Below are 12621 nucleotides of genomic sequence, written 5' to 3'. Positions count from 1 at the left end.
AAAATAATATGAAAAATAGCATTTATATACTTAGCATTTTAATTGGTTTGTTCGCTTTCGCGAAAGCGGAATCACAAAACAACCAAGAACGAGATACTTTTGAAATTCAAGTCGACGGACTGGGATGTCCTTTCTGTGCCTATGGCCTAGAGAAAAAGTTCAAGGAATTCAAAGGGATAAAAGATGTCGCCATCGATATTGAAACAGGAGATTTTAGTTTCACCTATCCAGCAGAAAAATCACTAAGCATGCAAGCCGTGATCAAACAAGTTGAAAAAGCAGGTTATACACCCAATCTTGCCACTATTACAAGAGCAAATGGCGATGTAGAAACCAATGCAAGCAACCATAATGAAGTCGCCAGCACATCATTACAAGAAAGCACATTGTGGGTAAACGGAAAATGCGGTATGTGTAAGGCCAGAATTGAAAAAGCAGTGTCTAACCTACCTGGTGTTGCAAGCGCTACTTGGGACGTGGACAGTAAACAACTTACTTATTCTCACGATGGTAGTACTACCGTCAATCAGGTGGAACAAAAGGTAGCCCAAGTAGGTCATGATACGAAAAACACCAAAGCCAGTGATCAAGTATATGATCAACTACCTGGATGTTGTCATTATAAAAGAGTTCAATAATGAAATTGATATACGTTTTACTTTCGGTAGTATTACTAGGCTGTTCACAACAACCTGTAGAGACGGAATGGACTTATGAAAAAAGCATAAGTCTAGATGGAATTAACCCTATTGGACTAGTTAGCGACGATGATCAATACATATTGAGTGATGGCGACCACAATCGAGTGGTTAAGGTTGACTACACAGGTGAAATTACCCAAACAATAGGTGAGTTTGAACGTCCCATGCACTTGGACTATATCAAAGACAAATCAACTCAACGATTGTTTATACCAGAGTACGGGAAAGATTCTATTGCTGTGATAGAAGGAACAAATAAAAGTTACCTATCAATTACCGATTCCCTAGATGCACCGGCATCAATAAGTATGTTTAAGGATGAAATTGCCATTGCCGATTTTTACAACCATCGCGTTTTGTACTTTTCAAACGGTACGTGGCAATCATTAGGTAGTGAAGGGAAAAAGCTAGGACAATTCTACTATCCTACAGATGTTCAAATAATGAAAAACCACCTGTACATCGCCGATGCTTATAACGATCGCGCCCAAGTGTGGACTAAAAATGGGGAACCGGTGATGGAAATAGGTATGAACGACAATCTAAAAGCAGCAACGGGTATTCACGTTACCGCAACCGAGTTATTTTTAACAGACTTTGAAAACGATAGAATCCTTATTTATGATAGAATGGGTGATCTAAAACAGATTATTGAAAAAGGTATTGACAAACCTACTGATGTAATTCAAAACGATGACGAACTTATCATTGCCAATTATCGCAAGGGAGAACTCGTTTTTTACAAAAAAACAGCTATCAAAAGAAAACAATAATGAAACAAATCATTCATATTGAAGGTATGACCTGCAATGGTTGTCGCAGCGATGTTGAACAACAATTGCAGGGAATTCCTGCTGTAAAAACAGCAAGCGTATCACTATCAGAAAAAGAAGGTACTCTTGAGGTAGAAAACTACATCGAGATTGAGGAGTTGCAACAACACCTTACTGAAAAATATACGATAAGCAAAAAGTCAGATCGTATCGCTCAAGAATTGCCTAGCGACGAACCCAGCAAACTACAGCAATTAAAACCCTTGTTTCTCATTCTTTTTTATATCACCACCGCAAGCCTGCTGTTGCATAAAGAAACTTGTGATATAAAAGCAATCATGCTAGATTTCATGGGGCTTTTCCTTATAGTTTTCAGCTTTTTTAAATTGCTAGATTTAAAAGGATTTCCAGTTAGTTTTAGCATGTACGATCCACTTGCACGAGTAATTCCTGCTTACGGTTGGATTTATCCTTTTATTGAAACTGCACTCGGTCTCATGTTCTTATTAAGGTTTAATACAAACATCGCTATTTTAATAACTCTGGTTATTTTGTCCATAACCACAGGTGGAGTGGTTCAAACATTGCTCAACAAAAGAAAAATTCAATGTGCTTGTTTGGGAACTGCCTTAAAACTACCTATGACTGAAGCTACTTTTATTGAAAACGCCATAATGATCGTCATGGGAACTGCAATGCTTTTATTATAGCCTTAACGACTATACTAGGTTTCATGTGTACCTTTATCCCACTATAAGACATGAAACAAATCCTTTTTATCCTATTACTTTTTAGCGTATTAATAAGTATAGCTCAAGTAAATCAAGCACAGGTTCAACCTTTAGATACGGTCGCTCTTAAGGTGACTAGAATTGATAAAAATCCAGATCAAGTAACTGCTAGTTTTTCTAGAGTTCGCTTTCGCGAAAGCGCCCTAAATCAACAGCAATTATCATTGCAAGAATATCTTAATCAATTAAATGGGGTTTTTAGTCTAAACGCCAATAATTATGCACAAGATTTAAGGATAAGCATACGAGGCTTTGGCGCGAGAAGTGCGTTTGGAATACGCGGTATAAAATTGGTAGTTGATGGCATCCCTGAAACTACTCCTGATGGTCAAGGGCAAATTGATAATTTACCTCTAGGAATTATAGATAATATAGCTGTTTTAAGAGGATCATCTAGTGCCTTGTACGGTAATGCTAGCGGTGGAGTTATAAGCGTAAATACGATAGACGACTTTAAAAAAGATTTTGTAGAAATAGGACTTACGGCAGGATCCTATAACATGCTACAATCTCAAGTTACTGCTGGTTTTAAAACAGAAACTTCACGTTATGTAATACACGCTAATCAAATCACAACCGATGGATATCGGGATCAAAGTGGTTTTGAGAATTACTTGTTCAACTATAGATCGTTTCATGATCTTTCAAAAAATACCCAGCTTAATTTTCAATTGAACTATGCAAATAGTCCCGAAGCAGAAGATCCAGGTAGTCTTAATGCAGAAGCTATCTCAACAGACCGCAGGCAGGCACGTGACCCTAACCTATTATTTGAAACTCAGGAAGCAGTCCAGCAAGTTAAACTAGGGACAAGTTTGAAGCATCAAACAGGTAATTGGACTTTCAACGGTTATGGGTTTTACAGCTATAGAGACTTTGAAGCTAGATTGCCTTTTGAATTTGGTGGAGCGATTGATTTAAACAGAAACTATTTTGGAGTTGGAGTTAATACGACTAGAGTTTCCAAAAAAGAACATCTTTCATTCAAACAGCAATTAGGAATAGACTACGGTTATCAAAATGATGCCCGACGCCGTTTTGAAAATCTGGAAGGTGAACGCGGCACCGAAACACTTAATCAAAACGAAAAATTTAGCGGTTTAGGATTTTTCTATTTGCAAGATTATGAATGGAAAAAATGGACGGTAAATGCTGGCGTGCGCTACGACATAAATGAATTAAGTGTGAGCGATGAATTTGAATCTGATGGAATCAATAATGATGACATTACAATCAATCAATTCAGTTTAAATGCAGGTGCAGCTTATAAATTAAATGACAAGAATCAATTCTATGCTACTGTATCCAACAGTTATGAAACACCAGTATTAAGTGAGTTGAGTGCAAACCCAGAGGATGATGGTGGCTTTAATCAAAATCTAGAGGCTCAACAGGCATTAAATTTTGAAATAGGCTATCGTGGTAAATTCGAAAAATTAAATTTGACTTCTACTCTATTCTACACCTTTACAACCGATGATATTGTTCCTTTTGAATTGCAGGACTTTCCAGATAGAACATTCTTTAGAAATGCCGGTAGCAGTAAAAGGTTAGGAACTGAAATTGCTACTCAATACCGTTTTAACCCTACTTGGAGTGCTGGACTTACTTACAATTTCTCCTACTTCACCTATCAAGACTATGAGCTACCTAATGGTGATTTTTCAGGAAATAATTTACCTGCCATTCCCAGACATCTGGCTCAACTCATGATTACTTATACCAAAAACAGTTTCAATCTTACTATGAGCGCTCAATATCGTGATCAAATGTTTACTGACGATGCCAACAGCACTGTAGAACCAGAAGTAATCATAGGTCAACTACGTGGATCTTACACGTTTCAATTATCCGGAGTAAGTCTTACTCCATTTGCAGGAATAAATAATTTATTTGACCAAAAGTACAACGATAACATTCGTATCAACGCCTTTGGAGGCAGGTACTTTGAACCAGCTCCAGGCATTAATATTTATGCAGGATTGAGAGTTAGGTTTTAATTTTGTGAAGAATCTAGTATTCGTTACTAGCAGCATTTAGTAATCAGACCTGAAGATTTCCTTATTTATTACTTTAATCTTATGTATACTATCCAAAGTCTAGCCTTGTCGAAATACTGTATTAAAAAAAGCCCATGAAACATAAGTATCATGGGCTTTGTTCTTAAAAATTTACTATTCTATAAAAACTTCAGAATAAATAAGTCTATTACTTCTATAACGATGAGTATGATGATGATCCACTCTAACCTACTGCTTTCATTATGGAACATAATCTCTTTAAAAAGATCCAGGTTTTCCTTGACAATATCCAACTGTTGCTTGATGATTCTATAGCGTTCTTGTACGTCAAATGCTTTTTTAAGAGCATTATTGATGTCGTTTAAATTTTCATCGTCCCAAACCTCATCTGGTGAGTCAAAAATATAAAGGTGCTCACTGATATCATTTTTAATATTAAGCACTCCACCTATATACTTCTTGAGCTTCTTCCCTTTTATTTGAAGTCTTCCATCACGTTCTAGCAAGGACGTGTGTTTTTTAGTCTCCATTAAAAGATCCTCAGCCTTACTGGCGTAGGTTGAAAGCGCTACAGATTGTGACAAATGCAACATGACCATTCTTATCTTTTGAGGATCATCGTCAATTAAATCCAACTGATTGTAGTGCAATTGTAATCGCTCCTTAAAAAGCTCAAGTTGAAAAGAATCACTGTTTTCTTCCTGGTATCCATACCAATTACTAGCCTGTTTCTTGACTAATTGTAATTGTTCTGTTATACTATAAAAATCACTGGTTGAACATACTACTCCATAACTTAATAATTGTAAATATTCACCAGATTCTGTTTTTATAAACAGCTCATCCTTTACAGAATTGAGCTGTCTACCACTTAAACTAAGACTTAATTCCTTTAAGTCTATTTGATCTGCTACATGACAGGCAGTAATTTTCATTCTAAATTAGAAGTCAACTTCTGGTTGAAAATCAGCATCTTCATTTTCTGGAAGCATGCTGTCCTCACTGTCATCAAGTTCATTAGTAATGTCTTCCTCTTCAACATCACTCTCATAGGCTTCCATCGCTGTTTGAAGCCTTTTACTGATTTTAACTAGATAAATGGTATCGTGCGTGCGCACCTCAACACAATCTACCCATTCATAATCCTTATTTCTAAAACTTATAATATCCCTATCATCATACCCATCTGGATATCTATCTACAAGTAATTGTAATACTTGATCATTGAGTTTTTTATAATCTATAATAACTCGTTTGAAAGAAATAGCGTCTTGTTTCATGACTACATGTTAAGTAAATAAGCAAAAATCAAAGGAGCTACGATAGTAGCATCACTTTCTATTATAAATTTAGGAGTATCAATATCTAGCTTACCCCAAGTAATTTTTTCATTAGGCACGGCACCGGAATAAGATCCATAACTAGTAGTACTATCACTTATTTGACAGAAATAACTCCAGAATGGCGTATTGGTTCTTTCCATATCTTGATAAAGCATGGGAACCACACAAATAGGGAAATCACCAGCTATTCCACCACCTATTTGAAAGAATCCTATACCATTATCACTAGTATTCTCGGTGTACCAGTCTGCTAGCATTGTCATATACTCAATACCTGATTTAACTGTGCTTGCTTTTAATTCACCTTTCATCACATAACTAGCAAAAATGTTACCCATGGTGCTATCTTCCCATCCAGGTACCACGATAGGTAAATTAGCTTGTGCCGCAGCATACATCCAGCTATTTTTCAAATCGATTTCATAATACTCTTCTAGAACACCAGATAACAACATTTTGTACATGAATTCATGTGGGAAATAACGTTCGCCTGCATCCTCTGCTTCTTTCCACAATTTGTAGATATGCTTTTGTAACCGTCTGAATGCCTCTTCTTCAGGAATGCAGGTATCGGTAACGCGATTAAGGCCTTTTTCTAGTAAATCCCATTCATCTTGCGGTGTTAGGTCTCTATAATTAGGAACTCTTTTATAATGACTGTGCGCTACAAGATTCATGATATCTTCTTCTAGGTTTGCACCTGTACAAGAAATTATATGAACTTTATCTTGCCTGATCATTTCAGCAAAAATTTTACCTAATTCGGCAGTACTCATAGCTCCTGCTAGTGATACCAACATTTTGTTGCCTGCTGCCAGTTGATCTTCATAACCTTTTGCAGCATCAACTAGTGCAGCTGCGTTAAAATGCAAGTAATAGTTTTCTATGAATTGAGAAATAGCTCCTTTAGTATTCATCGTCGTCAATTTTTTCAGATTTTACATTGTTTTTTTCCGCTTTCGCGAAAGCGTAATCACCATCATGGTCTTGCTCATCGCTAGCAAATTTGTAGCTCAACATTTTGTAATAAAGTTTTGCCGCAGCAAATGCCGATGCTTTGTAATCGCCAGTTGCACACAGTTCTACTATATCAAATCCTACCACATTACGCTCCTCAAAAACACGTCGTAAAAACTCTAGAGTCTCGTACCACTGAAGTCCTCCAGGTTCTGGAGTTCCAGTCGCTGGTAAAATAGATGGATCAAATGCGTCTAAATCAAACGTGATATACACATCATCTGTAAGTGCATCTATAGCGCTATCCATCCAATAATCATCGGTAATCATTTCATGTGCAAAATATACTTGGTCTTTATTCATTACAGTAGTTTCTGCAACATCCATACTGCGTATTCCTACTTGAACCAAGTTCATATTTTCATTTGCTTCATACATAGCGCAAGCATGATTGTATGGCGACCCCATATATTCTTTTCTCAAATCGGCATGAGCGTCCAATTGTAATACACTTAAATCTTGATACTGCTCATTCATAGCACGCATGGCGCCTATAGAAATGCTGTGTTCACCACCAAATAAGGTAACAAATTTGTTACGGTTTACGTGACCTTTGACTGCATTGTAAACTGCATTTACCATAGCATCTGGACTTGAATTTTCATCAATAGTTGGTGCTAGATAAATACCTTGTTTGTAAACTTCAGTATTTGTTTCAATATCGTACAACTCCATATTTTCTGAGGCTTCTAGAAAAGCATCAGGACCTTTATCGGCTCCTTTTCCCCAGGTACTTGTACCATCGTAAGGAACTGGAATTAATACTGTTTTTGCGTTATTCAGGTTTCCAAATTCATCTGGAATTCCTGCATAAGTCGATGAAAGTTTCATTTTTATGAAAGGATTAAATAGAGTAATTGATTGTTTCAGGCAACTCGACATCCTCTTCACTTGTTACTGTAAGTGGTGACTCACTGTAACCTAAAAGAGACAAAAGCTGCTCTGATTTTTGTTGTTCAGAAAAAAGTGAAGTAGTTAAATTGCCTTCTTCATCTCTATCTATAAGAATATGTTTAGGTTGTGGTATCAAGCAGTGTTGTAAACCACCAAAACCACCAATGGTTTCTTGATAAGCACCTGTATTAAAAAATCCTAGGAACAACGGTCTATCCTTATTGTATTTAGGCAAATAAATAGCATTCATGTGTTGTTCACTGTTGTAATAGTCATCACTATCACAAGTAAGACCACCTAGTAATACGCGCTCATACTCATTATTCCACCCGTTAAGAGGTAACATAATGAATCGCTTATTTATGGCCCAAGTATCTGGTAATGTTGTGATAAAAGAACTGTTAATCATGTTCCATTTTTCACGATCATTTTGTTGTTTTTGATACAGTACTTGGAAAATAGCACCACCACTTTCTCCCACGGTATAGCTTCCAAACTCAGTAAAAATATTAGGCTCATCTACTCCTGCCTGAACACAATACTGTTTAATTTGACCTACAATCTCATGAATCATATAGGCATAGTCGTATTCAAAGGCAAGTGAGTTTTTAATAGGAAATCCACCACCTATATTCAGACTGTCTAATTCTGGACATATTTTTTTGAGCTGTACATAAACATTCAAACATTTATTGAGCTCGTTCCAGTAGTAAGCAGTATCTCTAATTCCTGTATTAATGAAAAAGTGTAACATTTTGAGTGATACTTTTTCATCGTTTTGTATTTGTTTTTTATAGAAAGGAACAATATCCTTATACCCAATCCCTAGTCTTGAAGTATAGAACTCAAACTTAGGTTCTTCTTCACTAGCAATGCGTATTCCTACATTAAACGGACGGTTAATTGCACCACGCAGTAACCCTAATTCTTCATAATTATCAATGACACTTATTGAGTTATCATGTCCTTGATTAACTAATTGTGCAATGTTGTCAATGTACTGGTCACGTTTAAAACCATTACTCACTATGTAAGTATCTGGTTTTATTTTTCCGCTTTTTTTAAGCTGTTGAACTATGTCCAAATCAAAAGCACTTGAAGTTTCAATATGAATATTATTCTTCAAAGCTTCATCTAGCACATGTTTAAAGTGCGAGCTTTTTGTACAATAACAATAATGGTACTCTCCTTTATAATCATGTGCTTTTATTGCATCCTGAAACCATCCTTGCGCCGCTTTTATGTTTTGCGAAATTTTAGGTAAGTAGGTAAATTTTAAAGGTGATCCATAATCAGCTACTAATTGTTTAAGGTCAATGCCGTGAAATTGTAGCCAATTGTTTTTTAATTCAAATTCCTCTTGAGGAAAATAGAAGGTTTGATCAATAAGATCAATATACTTGTTCTTCATTATATAAAGCTATATGTTGATTCTTAGTTAGCTTAAAGCTACTAATTATTAAAGTTTAAAAAATGAAGAGAAGGTTGATTAACAATTAAATAAGAGTTAATTCTACCTGTTAGATAAGATTGAATTTCAGAAGTCAGCCATAAAATTCGGTTCTCTATACCTAGAGCAGCTGTGAGGATAGACTTCTTTATGTCCTCCAGCCCGAATCTGAAAACAATTTTCATTTTAAAAGGCGATGCGCAGTTTAAAAAAAATGATTGCTGCTCATCATGGGGTCAAATGTATTCAAAAGTTTAAATAAAAAACTTTTTTTAATTTTTTATATATTGAATATCAATACATTATGCTTAAAATAAAAAATCCGCAGAGATTATTTCTGCGGATTTTGATCTAAATTATGCTAGAATTATTCTTTATCCAACATTAAGTAATCTAATTTAATCTCGTTAAACTTATTATTGAACTGCTTAATATCTGATTGGAGTACCTTGTCAAACTCCTGAAGCTGTAATTCAATCGCACTAGTTAACTCATTTTTTACTTGAATCGCTTGATCAGTAGGTGCAAAATCACTCATTCCTGTTAGGCTATTTAAATGAGCCAACTTATTCGTCAAACGAATCGGAAAGTTTAATGGATCCTGACCACTGCGGTTTTGGGTTTGATACAGCGCTTTTTCTACCTCATTGAATTTCTTTTGCATTTGAGTGGCCATTTCCACCATTTCTTTCACTTCTTCTCTCTCATTCTCCTTATAAAGGTTTTTAAATGAAGTAAGTTTCTTATTAAACTCTCGTATATTTTTAATACTCTTATGCGCTTTGTCAACCGTTGCGTTTACCTCGGTTATGAAATCAAACTGTTTTTGCATGTCTGCCACAGTTGCCTCACTATTTGGTGGTGCTATAATGGTAATAGGTTGACTTAACTTCTCATCATTAATCTCTAATTCTACCTTATAATTACCAGGAACAGCTTTTGGCCCAGAAAGGTTTGCCCACCATAGAATCATACCTTTTAGCTGTTCAGCACCGTCGTATTGAGTATTCCAATTAAATAGATTTGCACCGGTTTTTGCCTTGAGCGGACTTTTTTTATCATAAGTAGCATACTTTTTAATCAACTTATTTTTATCGTCATAAAAACTAAGTGCCACACTGTCCTTCTCATTTAATTTCGGTAAATAAAAGTGAATTTGAACACCTGCTGGATGGTTTGTCCCTGCAGTTAAAGATCCTGGCCTACCATTTCCTGCCATCCTGTAGGCAGTTTTTGGTTTGAAAAGAATGTTTTCATTCTGCTTTCGCGAAAGCGTGTGCTGCACTCCTTGTCTAACTAAATCTAAGTCATCGTGAATCCACAAACTTCTTCCTTGAGTTGCGATGATTAGGTTACTATTCTTCACAGCAAGATCTGTTACTGGAACTATAGGGAGATTAAGTTGAAAACTCTCCCAATTTTTACCATCGTTGAAGGAGATGTACAATCCAGTCTCGGTTCCTGCGTATAACATACCTTGAGTTTTGTCATCTTCACGGATAACACGGGTAAAATGCTCGTCTGGTATACCGGTGGTTATTTTTTTCCAGGTTTTCCCGTAATCGTCTGTCTTAAATAGGTACGGTTCAAAGTCTCCAAGTTTGTATCGTGTTGCTGCCACGTAGCATGTGGCTGCGTCGTAACGACTAGGTTCAATACTATTTATTTGAGCCCATTCTGGAAGTCCTTTAGGAGTTATATTTTGCCAGTTTTTCCCGCCGTCGCGAGTAAGGTGTACTAGTCCATCATCACTTCCTACCCATAACTCACCAGCTTTCACAGGAGATTCGGCAGCGGCAAAAATGGTACAATAGTATTCTACACCTGTATTATCTTTTGTAATAGGTCCACCACTAGGACCTAATTTTGTAGGGTCATTACGTGTAAGATCTTTACTTAGTAGTTCCCAACTTTGACCTTCGTCAGTAGTTACGTGAACGTGATTTGAGAACGCGTATAATTTATTAGGTTCATGTTTTGAAAACATAATAGGGAAGTTCCATTGAAAACGGTATTTCATTCCTTCTGCACCATGACCCATTGGATTATCTGGCCAAACGTTTACCGCACGTACCGATTTAGTTTGATGATTTACCCTAGTAAGATAACCACCATAGCTACCACCATAAACGATATCGTTATTTTTAGGATCCACTGCAATGTGAGCACTTTCTCCACCAGCAGTTCCTTCCCAGTCTTTATCTGTTATACTACGACCAGTAGTTCTATGAGGGATTCTAATAGTTCCATTATCTTGTTGTGCCACATAAATTCGATAAGGAAAGCTATCATCTGTGGTTACTCTATAATATTGAGCAGTAGGTTGATTGTGATAGGTGCTCCAAGTTTGACCACCATCGTAGGTTACTTGTGCGCCACCGTCATCGGCCATGATCATTCTATTTGAATCCTCTGGTGCAATCCATAAATCGTGATGATCACCATGAGGCGCTCTGGCACTTTCAAAGGTTTTACCGCCATCAACGCTTTTATGATAGCTTACATTAACTACATAAAGTTTATCCACGTCTTCAGTATCGGCATAAATACGCGTGTAATACCAAGCTCTTTGTCTTAAACTACGGTCACTATTGGTGCGTCGCCATGTAAGGCCAGCGTCATTACTACGATAAACACCACCTTTGTCTTTATGTTCAACTATGGCATATAACCTGTCACTACTTACTGGTGATACGGTAATACCCATTATTCCTAAAGTACCTTGAGGGAAACCTTCATTGGAAGAGATTTCCTTCCATGTTTCACCGTAATCTGTACTTTTCCATAAAGCACTGCCATCACCACCACTGCTTAAACTATAAGGTGTGCGTTGAAGTCTCCAAGTACTGGCATACAAAACACGTGGATTGTTAGGGTCTATAATTAAATCAACAGCTCCTGCCATATCATTGGCATAAAGTTTTTTACTCCATGTTTTACCACCATCGGTAGATTTATAGACGCCGCGATCTGTTGTGGGTTTGTAAATATTACCTAGTACAGCTGCGTAAACAATATTGTGGTCATTGGGATCGATAGCGATACGAGGTACGTGTCTACTATTAGGTAATCCTGCAGACTTCCATGTTTTACCTGCATCTTCACTTTTATACACACCATATCCGCTAGATACATTTCCTCTCACTGTTTTTTCTCCACCACCAACATAGATTACATTATGATCACTTGGCGCAACGCTTACAGCACCAATAGATCCTCCAAAAAATCCATCAGAGATATTCTTCCAGGTTCTACCACCATCTTGTGTTTTCCACACTCCACCACCGGTGCTTCCGAAATAAAACAAATTAGGTTTACCTGGAACACCCGTAACAGCGGCACTACGGCCACCTCTAAACGGACCTAATAGTCTAAAGTTTTGAGATTCGTAAAGTTTTTGGGATTCTGGTGGTTCTGGTAGTTGTTGTGAATTTGTTTTGGCGCAAGCTAAAACAACCAATAAAATCAAGAGTAATTTTAAACATTTCATGCATTCAAATTTTCCTTAAATATAAGTCTAAGAGCACAAAATTTAAGTATCGGGAATTATTGATAACGTATAAGGAAATAACCACATTTCTAAAGGTCTTTTCTCATCGGATATTTGTACCAACAAAACAAACAAGTACAA

Annotated in this window: 10 protein-coding genes; 4 read left to right on the top strand and 6 right to left on the bottom strand. The window is 36.6% G+C overall.

Annotation, left to right across the window (positions count from 1 at the left end):
• The first annotated feature begins 8 nt into the window (after nucleotides 1-8).
• From BST93_RS05600 to BST93_RS05585, 4 genes are read left to right on the top strand one after another with little or no spacing between them, the layout of a single operon-like run.
• Nucleotides 9-638, top strand: a complete 630-nt coding sequence (locus BST93_RS05600) for a heavy-metal-associated domain-containing protein (protein WP_105018394.1) — start codon at nucleotides 9-11, stop codon at nucleotides 636-638.
• Complete coding sequence (locus BST93_RS05595; RefSeq protein WP_219843736.1) at nucleotides 638-1474, top strand: NHL repeat-containing protein; 837 nt, start codon at nucleotides 638-640, stop codon at nucleotides 1472-1474. Before BST93_RS05600 ends, BST93_RS05595 begins: the two co-directional genes overlap by 1 nt.
• Nucleotides 1474-2184 (top strand): heavy metal translocating P-type ATPase, encoded by a 711-nt coding sequence (locus BST93_RS05590; protein WP_105018392.1) that lies wholly within the window; start codon nucleotides 1474-1476, stop codon nucleotides 2182-2184. Before BST93_RS05595 ends, BST93_RS05590 begins: the two co-directional genes overlap by 1 nt.
• A 50-nt stretch (nucleotides 2185-2234) precedes the next feature.
• The gene (locus BST93_RS05585) at nucleotides 2235-4265 is read left to right on the top strand and encodes a TonB-dependent receptor family protein (protein ID WP_105018391.1); all 2031 of its coding nucleotides are present in this window, start codon (nucleotides 2235-2237) and stop codon (nucleotides 4263-4265) included.
• A 179-nt stretch (nucleotides 4266-4444) separates the two neighbouring features.
• Here the strand turns inward: BST93_RS05585 and BST93_RS05580 are convergent, their stop codons facing one another.
• The 6 genes from BST93_RS05580 to BST93_RS05550 form a co-directional block, all read right to left on the bottom strand.
• Nucleotides 4445-5221, bottom strand: a complete 777-nt coding sequence (locus BST93_RS05580) for an RMD1 family protein (RefSeq protein ID WP_105018390.1) — start codon at nucleotides 5219-5221, stop codon at nucleotides 4445-4447.
• Between the two features lie 6 nt (nucleotides 5222-5227).
• A complete protein-coding gene (locus BST93_RS05575; RefSeq protein WP_042279823.1) occupies nucleotides 5228-5566 on the bottom strand; it encodes a hypothetical protein in 339 nt (112 codons plus the stop codon).
• Between the two features lie 2 nt (nucleotides 5567-5568).
• Complete coding sequence (locus BST93_RS05570; protein WP_042279825.1) at nucleotides 5569-6546, bottom strand: deoxyhypusine synthase family protein; 978 nt, start codon at nucleotides 6544-6546, stop codon at nucleotides 5569-5571.
• Entirely contained in the window at nucleotides 6536-7477 is a 942-nt protein-coding gene (gene speB, locus BST93_RS05565) for an agmatinase (protein WP_105018389.1), read from the bottom strand. The genes BST93_RS05570 and speB overlap by 11 nt, the downstream gene beginning before the upstream one ends.
• Nucleotides 7478-7490: 13 nt before the next feature.
• Nucleotides 7491-8951 carry an arginine decarboxylase gene (locus BST93_RS05560; protein WP_060523099.1) on the bottom strand — a complete coding sequence of 487 codons (1461 nt, stop codon included), beginning with the start codon at nucleotides 8949-8951 and terminating at the stop codon, nucleotides 7491-7493.
• 406 nt (nucleotides 8952-9357) lie between these two features.
• On the bottom strand, nucleotides 9358-12480 hold the full coding sequence (locus BST93_RS05550) for a VPS10 domain-containing protein (protein ID WP_105018387.1): 3123 nt from the start codon (nucleotides 12478-12480) through the stop codon (nucleotides 9358-9360).
• Nucleotides 12481-12621: the final 141 nt, after the last annotated feature.

The sequence above is a fragment of the Nonlabens tegetincola genome (assembly GCF_002954355.1).
Lineage (GTDB): Bacteria > Bacteroidota > Bacteroidia > Flavobacteriales > Flavobacteriaceae > Nonlabens > Nonlabens tegetincola.
The sequence above is the reverse complement of the archived record's forward strand: the minus strand, read 5'-3'. Positions and strand labels throughout refer to the sequence as shown.

Coding starts and splice junctions, on each gene's coding strand:
- BST93_RS05600 (WP_105018394.1), top strand. CDS start 9: ATGAAAAATAGCATTTATATACTTAGCATTTTAATTGGTTTGTTCGCT.
- BST93_RS05595 (WP_219843736.1), top strand. CDS start 638: ATGAAATTGATATACGTTTTACTTTCGGTAGTATTACTAGGCTGTTCA.
- BST93_RS05590 (WP_105018392.1), top strand. CDS start 1,474: ATGAAACAAATCATTCATATTGAAGGTATGACCTGCAATGGTTGTCGC.
- BST93_RS05585 (WP_105018391.1), top strand. CDS start 2,235: ATGAAACAAATCCTTTTTATCCTATTACTTTTTAGCGTATTAATAAGT.
- BST93_RS05580 (WP_105018390.1), bottom strand. CDS start 5,221: ATGAAAATTACTGCCTGTCATGTAGCAGATCAAATAGACTTAAAGGAA.
- BST93_RS05575 (WP_042279823.1), bottom strand. CDS start 5,566: ATGAAACAAGACGCTATTTCTTTCAAACGAGTTATTATAGATTATAAA.
- BST93_RS05570 (WP_042279825.1), bottom strand. CDS start 6,546: ATGAATACTAAAGGAGCTATTTCTCAATTCATAGAAAACTATTACTTG.
- speB (WP_105018389.1), bottom strand. CDS start 7,477: ATGAAACTTTCATCGACTTATGCAGGAATTCCAGATGAATTTGGAAAC.
- BST93_RS05560 (WP_060523099.1), bottom strand. CDS start 8,951: ATGAAGAACAAGTATATTGATCTTATTGATCAAACCTTCTATTTTCCT.
- BST93_RS05550 (WP_105018387.1), bottom strand. CDS start 12,480: ATGAAATGTTTAAAATTACTCTTGATTTTATTGGTTGTTTTAGCTTGC.